Below are 20,165 nucleotides of genomic sequence, written 5' to 3'. Positions count from 1 at the left end.
GCGGCACCCGTGACGACACCGCATCGGCCACCGATTTACTCGGCGGCGGCGCTGCTGTCGACGTCAGCGGCTTCTTCGGCGTCAGTCACTTCGACGAACTCGTCGGGGCGACCTTCCTTGGAGCGTGCACAGGCATCGGCAATCGCTTTTACGTAAATCTGGATAGCGCGGATGGAGTCATCGTTGCCCGGAATTACGTAGTCCACGCCGTCGGGGTTGGAGTTGGTATCCACCACGCCGATAACAGGAATGCCCAGCTTGTTGGCTTCGTTGATCGCGATGCGCTCGTGGTCAACGTCGATCACGAACAGCGCGTCCGGAAGGCCGCCCATGTTCTTGATACCACCTACGGAGCGCTCAAGCTTGTCCTGCTCGCGGGTGGCCATCAGCACTTCTTTCTTGGTCAGCTTCTCGAAGGTGCCGTCTTCATGCATCGCTTCAATTTCGCGCAGACGCTTGATGGATACGCGAATGGTCTTGAAGTTTGTCAGCATGCCGCCCAACCAGCGATGGTTGACGAACGGCTGACCAACGCGGTTGGCTTCTTCCTTGATGATCTTGCTGGCGCTGCGCTTGGTGCCAACAAACATGATCTTGTTGTTGGATGCCGCCATCTTCTCGACCACGTCGATCGCTTCGTTCAGCGCCGGCAGGGTGTGTTCGAGGTTGATGATGTGAATCTTGTTGCGCGCGCCGAAGATGAACTTACCCATCTTCGGATTCCAGTACTTGGTCTGGTGACCGAAGTGAGCGCCTGCTTTGAGCAGGTCACGCATATTGACGTGAGACATGGTAAAACTCCTGAAACTCGGGTTAGGCCTCCACGCACCCCATGGATCCGACCGTTGGCATCGTCAGACGTTGCCGGCGGCACCCGGGACCATGTGCCGGTGCATGTGTGTTTTCAAGGCTTGCTGTTCAATATCGCAACGGTGATCCGCCCCACTGGCAGATACCGGCGATGCCGTGATTACGCTCTGCTGCTGCATCAACCTGGCAATTGTCTTGGATGACGATTGCAGGAAAGCGCGCAGCTTTATACCATAGATCCTCGTCAAGATGAAGCTGTCATCCGTTCAGCGGGCCTTTTATTGCCGCTCAACTTGCCATTCTGAGTCACTATCGAGAATTCATGAACGTTCCCATTAAAACGCCTTCTGAAATCGACAAGATGCGCGACGCGGGCCGCCAGGCCGCCAGCGTCATCGAGATGATCACGCCCCACGTCCAGGCGGGCATCAGCACCGGCGAAATCGACCGCCTGTGCCACGCATATATCGTCGACGAGCTGGGCTCCACGCCGGCCCCGCTCAACTACCACGGTTTCCCCAAGGCCACCTGCACGTCGATCAACCACGTGGTGTGCCACGGGATTCCCGACGACGCCAAGAAGCTCAAGAACGGCGACATCATGAACCTGGACATCACCGTGCGCACCGCCGAGGGCTACCACGGCGATTCCAGCGTGATGTTCGTGGTCGGCGAGACCATCCAGGGCGAACGCCTGTGCCGCATTACCCAGGAATGCCTGTATAAAAGCATCGAGCTGGTCAAACCCGGCGTGCACCTCTCGGAGCTTGCCCGCGTGATTCAAAAGTACGCCGAAAGCAACGGCTACTCCGTGGTTCGCGACTTCTGCGGTCATGGCATCGGCGCCGAATTCCACGAAGACCCCCAGTTCCTGCACTACGACGGCTACGCCCCGGGAGCGGACATCCGCCTTGAAGCTGGCATGTGCTTCACCATCGAGCCCATGATCAACGTTGGCGGCTACAAGACCAAGGTGCTGCGCGATGGCTGGACGGCGATCACCAAGGACCGCAGCCTGTCAGCCCAATGGGAGCACACGCTACTGGTCACCGATAGCGGCGTTGAGGTGCTGACCGCACGCGGCGACGAAGACTTCAGTTTTCTGACGCACTGATGCTACTTCACCATTACCGGTTTGAACCGGACACCACGCTGTTCGACCTCGAGCTGTTTCGCACCGAGCTCGCCGGCTCACGCTCGCCCATCGCGCCGTTCAAGGCGGCGCTTGGCGACATCCAGACCCGCCTGGACGAACGCTTTCGCGCCGGCGCCGATATTCGCGACCTGGTGCGCGGTCGGGCATGGTACCTGGATCAGCTGCTGGCCATCGCCTGGGAACAGCACGACTGGCCCGACGACGGCGTCGCCCTTGTGGCCGTGGGAGGTTACGGCCGTGGCGAACTGCACCCGCATTCGGACATCGACCTGCTGTTGCTGCTCGAGCAAGATGACGACACTCCCTATCGCGAACCGCTGACCGCCTTTATCACCTTTCTATGGGACATTGGCCTGGAAATCGGCCACAGCGTGCGCTCGCTCAATGACTGCGAGCGCGAAGCGGCCGCCGATGTCACGGTGATCACCAACCTGCTCGAGTCACGCCTGATCGCCGGTCCGGAAGCGCTGCGGGAGCGCATGCGCGAGCGGCTCAATGCCGACCATGTCTGGCCGGCGGATCGCTTCTTCGAGGCCAAGTGGCAGGAGCAGATAGCCCGTCACTACCGCTACAACAACTCCGAATACCACCTCGAACCGAACCTGAAGAGCTCCCCCGGCGGACTGCGCGATATCCAGATGATCGGCTGGGTTGCCAAGCGCCACTTCGGTACCGAACAGTACGCCGACATCGTCGCCAACGGCTTCATGAACGATGCCGAGCTGCGCATCTTGAGCCAGGGGCAGGCCTTCTTATGGCAGGTTCGCTACGCCCTGCACATGCTCACCGACCGCGCCGAAGATCGCCTGCTGTTTGATCACCAGCGCACCATTGCCGAGATGTTCGGTTTTCGCGACACCCCCGAACGCCTGGCCGTCGAACAGTTCATGAAGCGCTACTACCGGCACGTGACCGCGCTCGCCGGCCTCAACGACATGCTGCTCCAGCACTTCGATGAGGCCATCCTGCGCGGCAAGGAATCGCTGGAAACGGTCAACCTCAACGAGCGCTTTGAAACCAAGGGCGGCTATATTCAGGTGCGCTCGCGCAACCTGTTCCGCGAACAGCCTGCCGCCATGCTGGAACTGTTCCTGCTAATGGCCGAGCATCCGGAAATCGAAGGCGTGCGGGCCGATACCATTCGCCTGATCCGCGACCATCGCCACCAGATCGACGACCACTACCGGGACGACCCCCGCCACCAGCGGCTGTTCATGGCCATCGTGCGTGCGCCGGGCAACGTACCCCGCCAGCTGCGGCGCATGAACCGCTACGGCATACTCGGCAAGTACCTGCCCGAGTTTGGTCGCGCCGTGGGCCTGATGCAGCACGACCTGTTCCACATTTACACGGTCGATGCCCATACCCTGCTGCTGCTCAAGTTTCTGCACAATTTTCGCAAGCCGGAAGCGAAAGGCGAGTTTCCCGTCGCGGTGGCGCTGATGCAGCAGCTTCCCAAACTGGATCTGCTTTGGATAGCAGGGCTGTTTCACGATATCGGCAAGGGCCGCGGCGGCGATCACTCGGAAATCGGCGCCCGGGACGTCGAACAGTTCTGCCAGCGCCACCAGATTTCCCAGCACGATACCAACCTCGTCAGCTGGCTCGTCGAACATCACCTACTGATGTCCATGACCGCCCAGAAGCGCGACATCAGCGACCCGGACGTGATCCGCGAATTCGCCACCGAGGTGCGCACCGAGACGCGACTGGACTATCTCTACGTGCTGACGGTGGCCGATATCAACGCCACCAACCCTACCCTGTGGAACGGCTGGCGGGCATCGCTGATGCGCCAGTTGCACGCCGAAACCAAACGCGCCCTGCGCCGCGGCCTGAAAAACCCGCCCGACCGCGACGACTGGGTTCGCGAGACGCGCTCTGAAGCTCGTTCGCTGCTGCAGTCGATCGGCGTCAATGAAGCCGAAATAGACCGGCTGTGGGAATCCCTCGGCGAAGACTACTTCCTGCAGTACGCGCCCAGCGAAATCGTCTGGCAGACCCAGGGGATACTCACCCACCAGCCCTCCCAGCTGCCGCTGGTGCTGATCAGCGCGCCCACGGCGGACATGGCCGAAGGCGGCACCAAGGTGTTTATCCACACCCGCTCGGTCGACGACCTGTTCGCCGCCACCGCCGCTGCCATGGAGCAGTTGGGGCTGTCGATCCACGATGCGCGCATCGCCACCTCAAACAATAACTGGACGCTCAACACCTTCATCGTGCTCGACAACCTGGGCCAGCCGATTCGCGACCCGGCGCGCATTGAAGAAATGCGCCAGCACCTGGTGGAAGAGCTGGACGATCCCGACGACTATCCGGATATCGTCACCCGGCATACGCCGCGCCAGCTCAAGCATTTCCGGGTCGCCACCGAGGTCCTGATCGAACAGGACCCCGCCAATGACCGCACGCTGCTGGAGCTCAGCGCACCGGACCGGCCCGGGCTTCTGGCCCGCGTCGGGCGCATCTTCATGGAGCAGGATATTGCGCTCTCCGCGGCGAAAATCGCCACCCTGGGCGAACGCGTGGAAGACGTGTTCTTCATTACCACCAAAGACGGCGAGCCCCTGACCGACCCCGACCGCCAGCAGCAGCTGCGCGAACGTCTGATTGAGGTGCTGGGGGTTTGAGCAAGCTCCGGGGCTTGCCTATAATCGTCGGCTACTTTCGCGAAACGACGCCTACAACGACGCCGGCACGGCGTTCTGGACACCCATGAACCCTGATCTCGACGCCCTGCATCCGTATCCGTTCGAAAAGCTGGCGGCCCTCAAGGCGGATCTAACGCCACCTTCGACGCTAACGCATATTCCGCTGACAATCGGTGAACCTCAGCACGCCCCCTATCCCGGGGCTCTCGCCGCGCTGGTTGCCCACCAGGCCGAGATGGCGCGCTACCCGGCCACCAACGGCCTGCCTGCCCTGCGCGACACGATCGCCACCTGGGCCACCCAGCGCTTCGCGCTGTCAGGGCTCGACGCCGAGCGCCAGGTACTGCCGGTCAACGGCACGCGGGAAGCCATTTTCGCCTTCGTTCAGGCAGCCCTTGATCGCACGCGCCCGGCACAGATAGCGGTTCCCAACCCCTTCTACCAGATTTACGAAGGCGCCACGCTGCTGGCGGGGGGCGAGCCGCTCTACCTGGACTGCACCGCTGATAACGACTTTCGCCCGGACGTTTCGTCCGTCAGCGCGGACACCTGGCGCAATGTGCAGATTGTGTTTGTCTGCTCACCCGGCAACCCCACCGGCGCGGTCACGCCGCTTGCCGAATTCAAGCAGCTGATCGCGCTGGCCGACGAGCACGACTTCATCATCGCCTCCGATGAGTGCTACTCGGAGCTCTATCTGGATGAAGCGGCGCCACCCCCGGGGCTCCTGCAGGCCTGCGCCGAGCTCGGCCGCCACGACTATCGCCGCTGCGTGGTGTTTCACTCGCTGTCCAAACGTTCCAACCTGCCGGGGCTTCGCTCAGGGTTTGTCGCCGGCGATGCAGACCTGCTTGCACCGTTCAAGCGCTACCGCACCTACCACGGCTGTGCAATGTCATTGCCGCTGCAGCACGCCTCCATGGCCGCCTGGCAGGATGAAAGCCACGTGCGCGCCAACCGCGAGGCCTACCGCGAAAAGTTCAGCGCGGTTACCGAGGTGCTCGCCCCGGTAATGGACTTCCCCACCCCGGAAGCCAGCTTTTACCTGTGGCCCGCCGTGCCGGGTGGCGACGACATTGCCTTCACCCAGCGGCTGTTCGTTGAACAGCATGTCAGCGTGCTGCCGGGCAGCCTGATGGGCCGCCCCGGACGCGGCGGCCATAATCCCGGTAGCGGTCGGCTACGCTTGGCGCTGGTGGCGGAGCTGGCCCCGACGCTCGAAGCCGCCGAACGCCTGCGCCAACTCGTTGAGCGCGGCTAACGCACGTTAATGACAACTCGACGCCATTGCCAGGAGGTCATCCATGCTCACGCTCTACATTATCAGCAACTGCGATACCTGCCGAAAAGCGCGCAAGGCGCTTGACGAAAAAGGTATCCCCTTCAAGACCTACGACCTGCGCAAGGACGGCCTGTCGGCGCCGCTTCTGGAACACATCCTGCATCGTGTGCCGCTGGTCGAAGCGATCAACAAGCGCAGCAAGACCTGGCGGGAACTATCCGATGAAGAGAAGGACTTTGACGCCAATTCGGGACGCGAACTGCTCCTGAAGCACCCCACCCTGTTAAAACGCCCGCTACTGGAAGTCGACGATGACACGATACTCGTCGGCTACCAGGACGGCGACTACGACAAACTCTGACATCCTGATCAAACACTGACCCAAAGGAACGCAGTTATGCTGAGCTTTGCGCTTGGAATCGGCACTCAAAACACCCAGGGCGACTGGCTGGAAATCTACTACCCGGCGCCGCTGATCAACCCGCCCGAAAGCCTGGTCAGTGCCGCCAAGGAAGCCCTTGACGCACCCAGCGGTAACGCGGCCATCAGCTTCCTGCCGGAAGACTGCGCGCGCCTGGCCAAGGTGCTTGAAACGGCCGGCCACGCCGAACAGGCGGAGCTGGCGGCATCCTTCGCCGCCAGCCAGCGTCCGCTGGTCGCCATGTTCCTGGACACCAACCAGCCCCCGCAGACCGCCCCCGAGGTCTACCTCAAGCTGCACCTGCTCTCCCACCGGCTGGTGAAACCCCACGGGCTGGATCTGACCGGCATGTTCGGCCTGCTGCGCAACATCGCCTGGACCAACGAAGGCGCGATCGACATCGAAGAGTTGCCCGCACGCCGCCTCAAAGCCCGTTTGGAAGGCCGCGCCCTGTCGGTGGACTGCGTGGATAAATTCCCCAAGATGACCGACTACGTAGTGCCTCACGGCATCCGCATCGGCGACACCGCCCGAGTGCGCCTGGGCGCCTATCTCGGCGAAGGCACCACGGTGATGCACGAAGGGTTCGTTAACTTCAACGCCGGCACCGAGGGCCCCGGCATGATCGAAGGCCGCATCTCCGCCGGCGTCATGGTGGGTAAAGGCTCTGACCTGGGCGGCGGTTGCTCGACCATGGGGACGCTGTCCGGCGGTGGCAACATGGTGATCAAGGTCGGCGAGGGCTGCCTGATCGGCGCCAACGCGGGCATCGGCATCCCGCTGGGCGACCGCTGCACGGTGGAAGCCGGGCTGTATATCACGGCGGGGTCGAAAGTCACACTGCTGGATGACCAGGGCCAGGAGGTCAATACCGTCGCTGCGCGCGAGCTGGCCGGCCAGGACGACCTGCTGCTGCGCCGCAACTCGCAGAACGGCCGCATCGAATGCCTGACCAATAAAAGCGCCATCGCGCTCAACGAGGCGCTGCATGCCCATAACTGAGCCGGAGGGGCTGTCGCCGACGCTGCAGCTGGCCTTTGATCTGCTGCGCCGCGCGTCGGTCACGCCCGACGACGAAGGCTGCCAGGATCTGATGATCGAGCGCTTGAGGGCGCTCGATTTCCACATCGAGTCACTGCCGTTTGGCGATGTGAAAAACGTCTGGGCGGTGCGCGGCCATCACGGCCCGGTGCTGGCCTTTGCCGGGCATACCGATGTGGTGCCCAGCGGGCCGCATACCAACTGGGAATTTCCGCCCTTCACGCCCTGCATCAACGACGATGGCATGCTGTGCGGTCGCGGTGCCGCAGACATGAAAGGCAGCCTGGCCGCCATGCTCACCGCCGTCGAGCGCTTCGTCGACGCCCACCCCGACCACGACGGACGCATCGCGTTTTTGATCACATCCGACGAAGAAGGCCCCGCCGTCGACGGCACCCGCGCGGTGGTCGAGCATCTACGCGAGCGCAACGAACGCCTCGACTACTGCATCGTCGGCGAGCCGTCCTCTACGGCGCGGCTTGGCGATGCCATCAAGAACGGCCGGCGCGGCTCGCTGGGCGGCATCCTGCATGTGAAAGGCGTACAGGGCCACGTGGCCTACCCTCACCTGGCGCGCAACCCTATCCATCAGGTAATGCCCGCGCTCGACGCCCTAGTCAATGAACATTGGGATGCCGGCAACGATTTCTTCCCGGCGACCAGCTTTCAGGTATCCAACCTGCGGGCGGGCACCGGGGCGACCAACGTCATCCCCGGCGAGGTGGAAGTGGTGTTCAATTTCCGTTACTCCACGGAAGTCACCCACGAAACCCTGCGGCGGCGTACCGAAGCGCTGCTGGATCAGCACGGCCTTGAGTATCACATCGACTGGACGCTCAACGGCGAGCCGTTCCTGACCGCCGAGGGCGAGCTGGTCGACGCCGCCATTCGCGGTGTCGAAGCGGTCACCGGCGAGCGACCGGCGCTTTCCACGAGCGGCGGCACCTCGGATGGCCGCTTCATTGCCACCCTGGGCGCCCAAGTGGTCGAGCTGGGGCCTCTCAACGACACCATCCACAAGGTAGACGAGCGCGTCCGGGCCAGCGACCTGGATGCATTGAGCCGGATCTACGAAGCCACGCTGCAGGCGTTGCTCACCTCCGGCGAGGTCAACGTATGATGGAGCGCTATCCGGATATCGAGATCTACCTGGCAAGCGTTGCCCACCCCGCCCTCAACGACTGGCTGGCGAAGGCGCTGGACGCCCCGCCGCTGACGTCGGCGGGCAAAGGCAAGTGGCGTACCCAAGGCCACCACCAGGGGCACAAGGTGCCGGTGCTGCTGGTCGAAAACGCCGCCGATGGGTTTGCCAGCCTGTGGCTCGATAGCGGCCACAGCCCCTGGCAAACCGATCAGGAAGCCGCCCAATACGCGGCGGAAGCCCTGCAGACCGAAATTCGCTGCTCGCTGGGCGGCTGGCATCCGGGCGATGATCCCGATCGTTTCTGGCAGGTGCTGCCCGACGGCCGTGAAGGGCCCATCGAGTGGCCCGACTCGGGCCGCTAGTTCCCCAAAACGTATTTGACCCCGCCGGAGCGGGGTCAAATGTCGTGCGAAGCAATCTCAAGCGGGACTGATCGTTACTCGATGATGCTCACGTCGTCGGCCTGCAAACCACGCTCGTTTTTAATCACGTGATAACGCACGATCTGGCCTTCTGCCAGCATGCGCGGCCCGCGACCACGAATCGCCCGGAAATGGACAAACACATCGTCGCCGTTATCGCGGGTAATGAAGCCGTAGCCTTTGTTGGTATTGAACCACTTCACTTCGCCCTCTTCGCGGCCGTCATTGGGGTCGATGATATCGTCATCGTCCGGCGCGCTGGGGGCTTGAGACTGACGCGGTGCCGGCTTGGCACGCACTGCCACATCCGGCGACACCACCACGGGTGGCGCCAGCGCGGCAGTCGCTAACGTACCGATACACAGCACAACGAAGCTGCCGATGGCCACGGCGATGTAGATGCCGCCAGCCCCGGTCACAGCCAGCTCGTCAAGCCACCGCTCAGCCAGCGGTGCGTCGGTTAAATGAACAATCCCCGCCAGCAGCAATGGCGTGGGGGCGGCAAGCAAGACACTGATCAAGATACAGCGAAACACAACTTTTGGGTTCATGGATAAAAAAAGCTCTCTTGTTGTATGGGTAACAGAAGAAGGACAATACCCAGTTCAGCCGGGCTTGACGACCCGATGAACCGAGCTACTACACAAGGTTGCAATGTTACCATGACATCTTCTTTATCGCCTGCCGACCTGATTCAACAGCTTGAATCTTTAGAAAGCCGCCTGGCCTATCAAGAGCACTGGCTCGACACCCTGGATCAAGCGGTCGCCCAGCAGGAGCGTCGGCTGGCGACGCTCGAACAGCTCAGCGCGCTGATGCGCGAGCGCCTGCGCGAACAGCACCAGGCGCTACAGGCCGGTGACGACCCCGACGGCAGCCGTCCCGAAGACGACATACCGCCCCACTACTGATCCACAATCCCGATCGATAACTTACCGGTTCACCGCCTCGGCGGGGTCGATGCTCGTCAGACCAAAGGCATCCGCCACCGCCGCGTAGGTTACCTGGCCGTCATGCACGTTGAGCCCCGGCAAGAAATGCGGGTTGTCGCGCAAGGCCTGCTGCCAGCCCTTGTCGGCCAGGTCGAGGACAAAGGGCAGCGTGGCGTTGGTCAGCCCCAGCGTCGAGGTGCGCGCGACCGCGCCGGGCATGTTGGCCACGCAGTAATGCACGATGCCGTCGACGATGTAGGTCGGCTCCGCATGGGTCGTGGGCTTGCTGGTCTCAAAACAGCCGCCCTGATCGATGGCCACGTCCACCAGCACGCTGCCAGGTTGCATATCCGCAAGCATCGCCCTAGTGATCAGCTTCGGCGCGGCGGCGCCGGGAATCAGCACCGCACCAATGATCATGTCCGCCGTTCTCGCCGCTTCGTCCAGCGCGTCCGCCGTCGAATAGACGGTCTTGATACGGCCCTGATAGCGGTCGTCCAGGACTTCCAACCGAGCAATCGACTTGTCGAGGATGGTCACCTCGGCACCCAGCCCCAAGGCCATCCGCGCGGCGTTTTCACCCACCACGCCGCCGCCGATCACGGTCACCTTACCCGGCGCCACGCCGGGGACACCCGGCAACAGCACGCCGGCGCCGCCCTGCGCCTTTTCCAGGCTGTGGGCGCCGGCCTGCACGGCCATACGGCCGGCCACGGTGCTCATGGGCGCCAGCAACGGCAGGCCGCCTTTCGCATCGGTAATCGTTTCATAGGCAATGCAGGTGGCGCCGCTTTCTATCAGCCCCTGGGTCAGCGATTCCTCGGCGGCCAGATGCAGGTAGGTAAACAGCGTGTGCTGAGGTGTCAGACGGGCGACTTCCTCCGCCTGGGGCTCCTTCACCTTGAGAATCAGCTCGGCGTCTTGCCAGAGCGTCGCCACATCGGCCTCGATGCGCGCACCGGCGGCTTCGTAGTCGCGGTCGGCAAACCCGGCGCCCTCGCCGGCGCCCGCCTGAACACTCACCTGATGACCACGGCCGGTCAGCTCCCGCGCCCCGGTCGGGGTCAAGGCGACCCGATATTCATGGTTTTTTATCTCTTTGGGAACGGCAATGCGCATGTCTGTTACTCCTGATGGTGTCGGTAGCAATTCGTTACTTTTCATCCATTACAGCACAGCTTTTATGCCTCTCCCTACCCCGAAATTAAAAACAAAAAAAACGCCGGTTAAGGCGTTTCTCAGGAGAAAAATCTAGCGATTACCGGCTAAAGGCAAAAAAATCATCGCTATTCGTCGACGACGGCGTCACCGTAAAGTCGTCGATACTCGTCGGGCAGACGCATGGGCCGCCCGCTGGACAGCGCCACACAGGCAAAGCGGGTGCGGGCATTCAACAGCGTTTTGCTATCGCTTATGCGCTTTAGCTGAAAGCGGCGGGTGAGACTAAAGCGGCCGTCGCAGGCGACGATCCAGGTCGCCAGCTTGAGCGCATCACCGGCGTAGGCCGGGGCCAGGTAATCCAACTCATGGCGATGGACGACCATGGCGCGATCCAACTCCCGGTAACGCGCAAGCGACAGCCCCAGCGCCTCCGAGTGGGCCCAGCTAATCTGTTCCACCCAGCGCAGGTATTCGCTGTTATTGACGTGCCGATAGGCATCGATCGCCTCATCGGTCACGTCAATCTCGATCACAAAAGGCTCGGGTAGCGCCCATTCCATTGTTCAGGCTCCTTCACCAGTCGTTGCGAACTAGTCGCGGAAAACGCGCACGCCCAGCGCCTTCAGGTACGACGTTTCCGGAATGGCCGGGTGCACCGGATGGTCCGGCCCCTGATGCCCCTGGTAGATCACCTGGCCGTGACGGTCCTGGTGGCGAACCGCGCCGCGCACCACGTCGACCAGGCGCTCAGGCGCCAGGTGCATCGAGCAGGACGCCGATAGCAGCAAGCCGTCGCGGCCGAGCAGGCGCATCGCCTCACGGTTCAGTCGCGCATAGGCGCGTTCGCCGTTGGGGATATCCTTGCGCTTCTTGATAAACGCCGGCGGGTCGAGCACCACCACGTCGAACTGCTCGCCGTCGGCCTTGAGGGCCGCCAGCGCCTCGAACGCATCACCTTCCCCCACGGCCACCTGTTCCTGAACGCCATTCAGCTCGGCGTTGCGGGCCACCTGCTCGAGCGCCGGGCCAGAGCCATCCACGCACAGCACCTCAGAGGCGCCGTTGGCAGCGGCCTGCACGCCCCAGCCCCCGACGTAGCTGAAGACGTCCAGCACGCGCTTGCCGGCGACCTGGCGATTGAGCCACGCACGGTTGACGCGGTGGTCGAAGAACCAGCCGGTTTTCTGGCCGTCGAGCACCGGCACGGCAAAGCGTACGCCGTTCTCTTCCAGCAGCACTTCGTCGGGCAAGGTGCCCTTGACCACGTCCACGTGGGCTTCCAGGCCTTCCTGACGACGGCCACCGGTGTCGTTGCGGAACACAATCGCGCTGGGCTTGATGACCTTTTCCAGCGCATCGACGATGTCCTCGGCCAGCGCCTGCATACCCGCGGTGTTCAACTGCACCACGACCACGTCGCCAAAGCGGTCGATCACCAGCCCCGGCAGCAGGTCACCCTCACCGTGGATCAGGCGGTAGAAGGGTTGATCAAACAGCTGCTGACGCAGGGCCAGCGCCTGGTTGAAGCGGTGCACCAACAGCGAGCGATCCAGACGCATCTCAGGGTCCCGGGACATCACCCGGGCGCAAATCAGCGAATGCGGATTCACGTAGGCCACGCCGAGGGTCTTGCCATTGGACGCTTCGACCAGGGCGGCTTCACCCGGCGCAAAATCCTTCAGCGGCGTTTCCTTGATATCGACTTCGTTGGAATAAATCCACAGGTGGCCCGCCTTGAGGCGGCGGTCAGCGTTTTTATTCAGGCGCAGGCGTTGGGTCACAGCAATCTCCAAAAGAGCGCCTCAAGAGCGTTGGCTCCCAAGGCACGGGCAAATCAGTAGCAAATCGTTAACGCTGGCAGCCGGGACAAAAAACGCTTGCCCGCTGGCCAAGGGTGATACGGCGTAGCTCTGTTCCGCAGCGCATGCAGGGTTGGCCGTGCCGGCCATACACATTGAGACGCTGGGCAAAATAACCGGGCTCGCCCTGGCCGCTGACAAAATCGCGCAGCGTCGTGCCGCCCTGAATGATAGCAGCGGCCAGCACCTCCTTCACGGCGGCGGCCAGCGTCTCGTAGCGGGCCAGAGACACTCGGCCCGCCGCCCGACGCGGATCGATACCCGCCATGAACAGGGCTTCAGCGGCGTAGATATTACCCGCCCCGACCACCACGCGGTTATCCATCAGAAACGGCTTCACTGCGACGCGCTTGTTGCGTGACAGGCGATACAGCCAGCGGCCGTTGAAGGCGTCATCAAGCGGCTCCGGGCCGAGGTGCGCCAGGCGCTTGTCGGCGCTGCCGTCACCCAACTGCCAGTCGACGAACCCGAAGCGGCGGGGATCGTGGTAGCGCAGTACATGGCCGCTTTCGGTCACCACATCCACGTGGTCATGTTTCTTGGGCAAGTCACCTACCCGGGCAATGCGCAGGCTGCCCGACATGCCCAGGTGCCATAACAGCGTGGCAGCCCCCGCCGGCGCCTCGAGCGGCATCTGCAGGTATTTGGCACGCCGCTGCAATTCCCCGACCCGTGCGCCCACCAGCCGCTCGGCGAGGTCCTCGGGCACCGGCACGCGCAGCCGCGGCTGGCGCACCCGCACTTCGGTGATTTCCTGGCCTTGCAGATACGGCGCGATACCGCGCCGGGTGGTTTCAACTTCGGGCAGCTCGGGCATGATGAGAGCCTTTGATGACAGCGTGGTGACGGTCGTTCAAGCCCGCCATATCGAGGCCTTGCCGGGGCATAACACCCAGGCATGCAAAAACCCGGCTGTGTAGGCCGGGTTTTTAACAGGTGCTCGCCTGCAGTGAAAGCCAGTCATCGCAACCGCGATTACTTGATTTTGGCTTCCTTGTACATGACGTGCTTACGGACCACCGGGTCGTATTTCTTGAATTCGAACTTATCCGGGGTGTTCCGCTTGTTTTTATCAGTGGTGTAGAAGTGACCGGTACCGGCACTGGACACCAACTTGATCTTATCGCGCATGGTTTAACTCTCCCAAAATGCAGTCTTAGATGGCGTCGCCGCGCTTACGGATATCAGCCAGAACCGTCTCAATACCTTTCTTGTCAATGATACGCATGCCCTTGGAGGATACGCGCAGCTTGACGAAGCGGCTTTCAGACTCAACCCAAAAGCGATGGGTGTGAAGGTTCGGCAAGAAACGACGACGTGTCTTACGCTGGGAGTGCGAAACGTTATTACCAGTTACCGGACGCTTACCGGTAACCTGACATACTTTGGACATGAGAGCCTCCAACTGCTTGGCCAGGATTTAATTACCTGAGTGTTCAAAACTGTCGGGCAAACCGGAGCAGGGAGGGCGTCAACGCGGTTAACCGCCTAGCTATACCCAAATCCGTTATTCAACCCAAGTTCAAAGGTGGCACTTTATACCAGAGCACTCGCCATTCAGCAAGAAAAACCGTGACAAAAGGCCGAAAAACCGCCTTTTGATCCATGCTACTTAACATCGTTGCTGATTGGCCGGGTAGCGTGCTTACAGCCAACCCCGCTCGGCAAATGACACCACGTCTCCGTCCCCCACCACGAAATGATCCAGCACCCGCACATCAAAGAGGGCGAGTGCTTCTTTCAAACGTTCTGTGATTCGTCGATCAGCATCGCTGGGCTCGGCCACGCCCGAAGGGTGATTATGCGCCAGGATAACAGCGCCAGCATTGTGCGCCAGGGCACGCTTGGCAACTTCGCGGGGATAAACGGATGCGCTATCTAGGGTACCGCGAAACAGGGATTCATAGCGAATAATTCGGTGCTGTGTATCCAAAAAAAGTACCGCGAACTCCTCATGGCCAAGATGGCGCAGCTGAGCGCTCAAATAGTGGCGTACCAGCGTGGGTGAGGTCAGCGCCTCCCCGCGCGCCAGCTGCGTGGCCAGATGGCGCCTGGAAAGTTCGAGCGTGGCCTGCAGCTGGGCAAACTTGGCGCTGCCCAGCCCGCGTGCATCACAGAAGCTTGCCTGGTCGGCCTCCAGCAGCTGACGAAGGCCCCCAAAGCTTGCCAGCAGATCTCGCGCCAGGTCGACCGCCGAGCGCCCCTGCACCCCGACGCGCAGAAAGATCGCCAGCAGTTCGGCGTCCGAGAGCGCCTGGGCGCCCAGGTTCAATAATTTTTCACGCGGCCGCTCGCCTTCCGGCCAGTGGTTGATACCCATCGCTGCCTCCCTGAGCGGTGTTTCACCTTTCCCTGTGCGTGGATGCAGCATGCCAAATTGTGCAGACGAATGGTATGGTAAGCGACCTAAAGAATGCTCAACGTGGGTCTACTGCCATGTCGTCCGTGATTTCGCCAACGCCGCCAATCGCTAACGGTAAACGCGTGCTGCTGGGCATCAGTGCCGGCATCGCCGCGTATAAAAGTGCGCTGATCGTGCGCCTGCTCAAACAGGCAGGCTGCGAGGTTCGCGTGGTGATGACCAGCGGCGCCCAGGCGTTCATTACGCCGTTGACGCTCCAGGCGCTGTCCGGTGAGCCGGTGCGTACCTCGCTGCTCGATCCCGAGGCCGAGGCGGGCATGGGGCATATTGAGCTCGCCCGCTGGGCCGACGTCGTCCTGGTCGCGCCCGCCACCGCTGACCTAATGGCCCGCCTGGCCCAGGGCATGGCCGATGACCTGCTCACCACGCTGTGTCTGGCCAGCACTGCCCCCAAGCTGATGGCCCCCGCCATGAACCAGGCCATGTGGCGCCATCCCGCCACCCTGCGCAATGCCCGGCAGCTGGAAGACGACGGCTGGCAGCTGATTGGCCCCGCCGCGGGCGACCAAGCCTGCGGCGACGTCGGCCCGGGCAGAATGAGCGAGCCAGAAACCATCGCGGACGCGCTGCTTCAGCATCTGGCGACCCCCACCATCGCGCCCGCCAGCAGCGAGGCGCCGCACGTGGTAATCACCGCCGGCCCGACCCGCGAAGCCCTCGACCCGGTTCGCTACCTCTCGAACCACAGCTCCGGCAAGATGGGCTACGCCCTCGCCGCCGCTGCGGCCACCCAGGGGGCGCGTGTCACCCTGATCAGCGGGCCAGTGAGCCTCGCCACGCCGCCGGGCGTTACCCGCATTGACGTGGAATCCGCCACGGAGATGCACCGTGAAGCGCTGGCCCTTGCTTCCCAGGCGGCGCTGTTCATTGGCTGCGCGGCCGTGGCCGACTACCGCGCCGCCAGCGCCGCCGAGCACAAGATGAAAAAGACCGACGACAACGACACCCTGACGCTTACCCTGGTCAAAAACCCCGACATTATTGCCGATGTGGCAGCGCTGCCCACCGACACCCGACCCTTCGTGGTCGGCTTTGCCGCCGAAACCCAGAACGTCGAGCACTATGCCGCCGACAAGCTGACGCGCAAGGGACTCGACATGATCGTGGCCAACGACGTCAGCCATCAGGGTCTCGGCTTCGGCAGCGACGATAACGCGGCATTACTGCTATGGCGCACGCCCCAGGGGGTTGAGCGTCGGGAAGAAGCCCCGCAACGCAAGACTCAGTTGGCGGCTCGCGTTATCCAACAAGCCCTTAGACTACTACCCCCGTCTACCACCGGAGTGCCCTCATGACCGCCCGCCCTTGCCTGCAGTGCAAAGTCCTCGATGAACGACTGCGTGACTATTTACCGCATTACGCGACCGACGGGTCGGCGGGCATGGACCTTCGCGCACTGCTTGACGAGCCGCTTACTCTGCACCCGGGCGACACACAGCTCGTACGAACGGGCCTGGCAATCTATATTGAAGACCCGGGCCTTGCCGGCATGATTCTGCCGCGCTCCGGTCTGGGGCATAAACACGGCATCGTGCTGGGCAATCTGGTGGGCTTGATCGATGCCGACTACCAGGGAGAGTTGATGATTTCCGTATGGAACCGCGGCCAAAGCGCCTTTACGCTCGCGCCGTTCGAGCGGTTGGCACAGTACGTGCTTGTGCCTGTGGTGCAGGCGGCGCTTGAGCTGGTCGATCAGTTCAGCGATTCCAACCGCGGCAGCGGCGGCTTCGGCAGCACCGGCCGTCATTAATCGGTACTGGCTACTTGAGTAAGGATACTTCCATGACGACAGCTACAATTCCCGCTTCGATCTTTCGCGCCTACGACATCCGCGGCATCGTCGATGACACCCTCACCGAAGACACAGTGGAATGGATCGGCCGTGCGATCGGCGCCGAAGCCACTGACCGGGGCGAGTCCACCGTGGTGGTCGCCCGCGACGGACGTCTTTCGGGCCCACGGCTTCAGGCGGCCCTGATGCGCGGCCTGAACGCGGCGGGATGCGACGTGATCGATATCGGCATGGTGCCCACCCCGGTGCTGTATTTCGCCACCCATATTCTTGACGGTACGCGCTCCGGAGTCATGGTCACCGGCAGCCACAACCCGCCCGACTACAACGGCTTCAAGATTGTGCTCGATGGCGACACCCTATCGGGCGATGCCATCACCGCCCTCTACGAACGTTTACAGTCAGGCGATCTACCCCAAGGAGAAGGCCACATTCGCCAGGAAGACGTGCGCGACGCCTACTTAACGCGCATCCTGGGTGACGTAACGATTAACCGGCCTATCAAGGCCGTGGTCGACTGCGGCAACGGCGTGGCCGGCGAGCTTGGTCCGCAATTGATTGAGCGTCTGGGCGTTGACACCGTACCGCTGTTTGACGAGATCGATGGTACCTTCCCCAACCATCATCCCGACCCCGGCAAGCCCGAGAACCTGCAGGATCTTATTCGCACGGTGCAGGAAACCAACGCCGATATAGGCCTGGCCTTCGACGGCGACGGCGACCGCCTCGGCGTCATTACCCCTCGCGGCCGGCTGATCTACCCGGACCATCTGTTGATGGCGTTTGCCACCGATATGCTGGGCCGCAATCAAGGCGCCAAGGTCATTTTTGACGTCAAGTGCACCGGCAACCTGGTCAAGGTGATAAGCGACGCCGGGGGTGAGCCGGAAATGTGGCGCACCGGCCACTCGCTCATCAAGGCACGCATGAAGGAAACCGGCGCCCTGCTGGCCGGCGAAATGAGCGGGCATATCTTCTTCAAGGAACGCTGGTACGGCTTCGACGACGGCATTTACGCCGCCGCTCGGCTGTTGGAAATCCTGGCCAACTACGCGGGCGACGCCGATGCGTATTTTGACAGTTTCCCCCAGGACCTCGGCACGCCGGAAATCAATATCACCGTCACCGACAGCAATAAATTCAACCTGGTCGATAAACTTGCTCGGGAAGGCGACTTCGGCGATGGTATCAAGACCACGCTGGATGGCATTCGGGTCGACTACCCGGACGGATGGGGCCTTTGCCGGGCCTCCAACACCACCCCCGTGTTAGTACTGCGTTTTGAAGGAAAAAATGAAGCGGCCTTAACGCGCATTAAAGCGCAGTTTGCCAATGCACTGAAAAACGTCGACCCCGCTTTGACGCTACCCCCGGCTTAGCAACGTCATTGCGTGGCGAGACCCTGCCCACTAGAAGGCACGGCTCGCCATGGGCGTCACAGTGCGCTTAATGCCCATAAGTTAGCCTCATCATTATCAAGGGACAACGTCATGAGTTCAGCCAGTCGCGACCCCCAGGTCGTTGTGGAGGTGCTTTCCGAAGCCCTCCCCTATATTCAGCAATTTTCCGGTAAAACCGTTGTGGTCAAATACGGCGGCAACGCGATGACGGAAAGCACCCTGATCGACTCCTTTGCCCGCAACATCGTCTTGATGAAGGAAGTGGGCATTAACCCGGTGGTCGTGCATGGCGGCGGCCCCCAGATTGGCGACCTGCTGGCCAAGCTCAATATCGAATCGCGCTTTGTCAACGGCATGCGCGTCACCGACTCGCAAACCATGGACGTGGTCGAGATGGTGCTCGGCGGGCTGGTCAACAAGAGCATCGTCAATCTGATCAACCAGAGCGGCGGCAAGGCGATTGGCCTGACCGGCAAGGACGGCGCGCAGATCCGTGCCCGCCAGTTGAAGGTCGAGCATCAAAGCCCCGAAATGAAAGCCCCGGAAATCATCGACATCGGCCATGTTGGTGAGGTCGAATCGATCTCCACCGACCTGATTGAAATGCTCGCGGCGCGGGATTTCATTCCCGTGATTGCCCCGATTGGCGTGGATGAGGCAGGCCACAGCTATAACATCAACGCCGACCTTGTCGCCGGCAAGATTGCCGAAGCCCTCAACGCCGAAAAGCTCATGCTGCTGACCAACGTGGCCGGCCTGATGAATGCCGAGAGCGAAGTCCTCACCGGGTTGACCACGGCTCAAGTCGACGCCTTGATTGCCGATGGCACTATTCACGGGGGCATGCTGCCCAAGATCCGCTGCGCGCTGGACGCCGTGAAAGGCGGCGTCAACAGCGCCCATATCATCGACGGTCGCGTGCCGCATGCCGTGCTGTTGGAGATCTTCACCAACGCCGGCGTGGGCACGCTGATCACCGATACCCACTAACCGCGACGGGAGGAGCAACGTCATGAGCGATGATCGCAAACCTCGCCGCCGCGAGCAGATACTCCAGGCCCTGGCCCTGATGCTGGAGGAAGACAGCGGGAAGCGTATCACCACCGCCGCCCTGGCCCGCCAGGTCGGGGTGTCCGAAGCCGCCCTCTACCGCCACTTCCCCAGCAAGGCGCGCATGTTCGAAGGGCTGATCGACTTTATCGAAGAAAGCATCTTTGCGCGCATTAACCGCATCATGGAAGAAGTGCCCGACGCCACTAACCGCTGCCACACGATCCTGTCGCTGGTGCTCGGCTTTGCCGAAAAGAACCCGGGACTTGCCCGCGTAATGGGCGGTGATGTATTGACCGGCGAGACCGCTCGGCTGCGCCAGCGGATTCACCAGCTGTTCGAGCGCCTGGAAACCCAGTTCAAGCAGATTCTCCGCGAAGCCGAAATGCGCGAGGGCCTGCGCCCCACCATCCCCGCCTCGGCCGCTGCCAATTTGCTGGCGGCCCAGGCAGAGGGGCGTATTTCGCAGTATGTGCGCAGCGATTTCAAACGCCTGCCCACCGACTACTGGGACGACCAGTGGACGCTGCTATCCGCCCAGCTGCTGCGAGAGGCGGTGCAGCCGGCATGACCCTGCGGCGCCCGGCATAACACCTGACCCAAAAAAACGGCGCTCCCT

General features: G+C 62.2%; 22 protein-coding genes. 13 read left to right on the top strand and 9 right to left on the bottom strand.

Annotated elements, in window-relative coordinates; translation table 11 throughout:
* Nucleotides 1-35: 35 nt before the first annotated feature.
* Nucleotides 36-791, bottom strand: a complete 756-nt coding sequence (gene rpsB, locus QC815_RS10585; protein ID WP_230447212.1) for a 30S ribosomal protein S2 — start codon at nt 789-791, stop codon at nt 36-38.
* Between the two features lie 341 nt (nt 792-1,132).
* Here rpsB and map point away from each other — a divergent pair, with 341 nt between their 5' ends.
* The 7 genes from map to QC815_RS10550 all read left to right on the top strand — a co-directional run bounded on the left by map (nt 1,133) and on the right by QC815_RS10550 (nt 8,870).
* On the top strand, nt 1,133-1,924 hold the full coding sequence (gene map, locus QC815_RS10580; RefSeq protein WP_230447213.1) for a type I methionyl aminopeptidase: 792 nt from the start codon (nt 1,133-1,135) through the stop codon (nt 1,922-1,924).
* Entirely contained in the window at nt 1,924-4,599 is a 2,676-nt protein-coding gene (locus tag QC815_RS10575; RefSeq protein ID WP_309768395.1) for a [protein-PII] uridylyltransferase, read from the top strand. Before map ends, QC815_RS10575 begins: the two co-directional genes overlap by 1 nt.
* Before the next feature lie 85 nt (nt 4,600-4,684).
* Entirely contained in the window at nt 4,685-5,881 is a 1,197-nt protein-coding gene (dapC, locus tag QC815_RS10570) for a succinyldiaminopimelate transaminase (protein WP_230447215.1), read from the top strand.
* 43 nt (nt 5,882-5,924) lie between these two features.
* Nucleotides 5,925-6,263 carry a Spx/MgsR family RNA polymerase-binding regulatory protein gene (locus QC815_RS10565; protein ID WP_230447216.1) on the top strand — a complete coding sequence of 113 codons (339 nt, stop codon included), beginning with the start codon at nt 5,925-5,927 and terminating at the stop codon, nt 6,261-6,263.
* Nucleotides 6,264-6,299: 36 nt separating this feature from the next.
* Entirely contained in the window at nt 6,300-7,325 is a 1,026-nt protein-coding gene (gene dapD / locus QC815_RS10560; RefSeq protein WP_309768393.1) for a 2,3,4,5-tetrahydropyridine-2,6-dicarboxylate N-succinyltransferase, read from the top strand.
* Entirely contained in the window at nt 7,312-8,484 is a 1,173-nt protein-coding gene (gene dapE / locus QC815_RS10555; RefSeq protein ID WP_230447218.1) for a succinyl-diaminopimelate desuccinylase, read from the top strand. Before dapD ends, dapE begins: the two co-directional genes overlap by 14 nt.
* Entirely contained in the window at nt 8,481-8,870 is a 390-nt protein-coding gene (locus QC815_RS10550; protein ID WP_230447219.1) for a hypothetical protein, read from the top strand. The genes dapE and QC815_RS10550 overlap by 4 nt, the downstream gene beginning before the upstream one ends.
* Before the next feature lie 74 nt (nt 8,871-8,944).
* Here the strand turns inward: QC815_RS10550 and QC815_RS10545 are convergent, their stop codons facing one another.
* Nucleotides 8,945-9,481, bottom strand: a complete 537-nt coding sequence (locus tag QC815_RS10545; protein ID WP_309768389.1) for a cold-shock protein — start codon at nt 9,479-9,481, stop codon at nt 8,945-8,947.
* Nucleotides 9,482-9,592: 111 nt separating this feature from the next.
* Between QC815_RS10545 and QC815_RS10540 the strand changes: the two genes are divergently transcribed.
* Entirely contained in the window at nt 9,593-9,841 is a 249-nt protein-coding gene (locus tag QC815_RS10540; protein WP_230447220.1) for a SlyX family protein, read from the top strand.
* Nucleotides 9,842-9,862: 21 nt separating this feature from the next.
* Here the strand turns inward: QC815_RS10540 and ald are convergent, their stop codons facing one another.
* From ald to radC, 7 genes are all read right to left on the bottom strand, one after another.
* Nucleotides 9,863-10,981, bottom strand: a complete 1,119-nt coding sequence (ald, locus tag QC815_RS10535) for an alanine dehydrogenase (RefSeq protein ID WP_230447221.1) — start codon at nt 10,979-10,981, stop codon at nt 9,863-9,865.
* A gap of 167 nt (nt 10,982-11,148) precedes the next feature.
* The gene (locus tag QC815_RS10530) at nt 11,149-11,583 is read right to left on the bottom strand and encodes an acyl-CoA thioesterase (protein WP_230447222.1); all 435 of its coding nucleotides are present in this window, start codon (nt 11,581-11,583) and stop codon (nt 11,149-11,151) included.
* Between the two features lie 30 nt (nt 11,584-11,613).
* Nucleotides 11,614-12,804 (bottom strand): class I SAM-dependent rRNA methyltransferase, encoded by a 1,191-nt coding sequence (locus tag QC815_RS10525; protein WP_230447223.1) that lies wholly within the window; start codon nt 12,802-12,804, stop codon nt 11,614-11,616.
* 67 nt (nt 12,805-12,871) lie between these two features.
* Nucleotides 12,872-13,699 (bottom strand): bifunctional DNA-formamidopyrimidine glycosylase/DNA-(apurinic or apyrimidinic site) lyase, encoded by an 828-nt coding sequence (gene mutM, locus QC815_RS10520; protein WP_230447224.1) that lies wholly within the window; start codon nt 13,697-13,699, stop codon nt 12,872-12,874.
* Nucleotides 13,700-13,857: 158 nt separating this feature from the next.
* Nucleotides 13,858-14,013, bottom strand: a complete 156-nt coding sequence (gene rpmG / locus QC815_RS10515) for a 50S ribosomal protein L33 (protein WP_027337782.1) — start codon at nt 14,011-14,013, stop codon at nt 13,858-13,860.
* A gap of 25 nt (nt 14,014-14,038) precedes the next feature.
* Nucleotides 14,039-14,275: a 50S ribosomal protein L28 gene (gene rpmB / locus QC815_RS10510; RefSeq protein ID WP_230447225.1), complete on the bottom strand. Its 237-nt coding sequence runs from the start codon at nt 14,273-14,275 to the stop codon at nt 14,039-14,041.
* A gap of 252 nt (nt 14,276-14,527) precedes the next feature.
* Nucleotides 14,528-15,202 carry a RadC family protein gene (gene radC, locus QC815_RS10505; protein WP_309768383.1) on the bottom strand — a complete coding sequence of 225 codons (675 nt, stop codon included), beginning with the start codon at nt 15,200-15,202 and terminating at the stop codon, nt 14,528-14,530.
* 116 nt (nt 15,203-15,318) lie between these two features.
* Between radC and coaBC the strand changes: the two genes are divergently transcribed.
* The 5 genes from coaBC (at nt 15,319) to slmA (ending at nt 20,117) form a co-directional block, all read left to right on the top strand.
* On the top strand, nt 15,319-16,599 hold the full coding sequence (gene coaBC / locus QC815_RS10500; RefSeq protein ID WP_230447227.1) for a bifunctional phosphopantothenoylcysteine decarboxylase/phosphopantothenate--cysteine ligase CoaBC: 1,281 nt from the start codon (nt 15,319-15,321) through the stop codon (nt 16,597-16,599).
* Nucleotides 16,596-17,054 (top strand): dUTP diphosphatase, encoded by a 459-nt coding sequence (dut, locus tag QC815_RS10495; RefSeq protein ID WP_230447228.1) that lies wholly within the window; start codon nt 16,596-16,598, stop codon nt 17,052-17,054. The genes coaBC and dut overlap by 4 nt, the downstream gene beginning before the upstream one ends.
* Before the next feature lie 32 nt (nt 17,055-17,086).
* Nucleotides 17,087-18,475: a phosphomannomutase/phosphoglucomutase gene (locus QC815_RS10490; RefSeq protein WP_230447229.1), complete on the top strand. Its 1,389-nt coding sequence runs from the start codon at nt 17,087-17,089 to the stop codon at nt 18,473-18,475.
* Between the two features lie 111 nt (nt 18,476-18,586).
* Complete coding sequence (argB, locus tag QC815_RS10485; RefSeq protein ID WP_230447230.1) at nt 18,587-19,486, top strand: acetylglutamate kinase; 900 nt, start codon at nt 18,587-18,589, stop codon at nt 19,484-19,486.
* Nucleotides 19,487-19,508: 22 nt separating this feature from the next.
* Nucleotides 19,509-20,117 carry a nucleoid occlusion factor SlmA gene (slmA, locus tag QC815_RS10480; protein WP_230447231.1) on the top strand — a complete coding sequence of 203 codons (609 nt, stop codon included), beginning with the start codon at nt 19,509-19,511 and terminating at the stop codon, nt 20,115-20,117.
* The last annotated feature ends 48 nt before the right edge of the window (nt 20,118-20,165 follow it).

Origin of the sequence: Vreelandella gomseomensis (genome assembly GCF_031451645.1) — a bacterium.
GTDB classification, from domain to species: domain Bacteria; phylum Pseudomonadota; class Gammaproteobacteria; order Pseudomonadales; family Halomonadaceae; genus Vreelandella; species Vreelandella gomseomensis.
The sequence above is the reverse complement of the archived record's forward strand: the minus strand, read 5'-3'. Positions and strand labels throughout refer to the sequence as shown.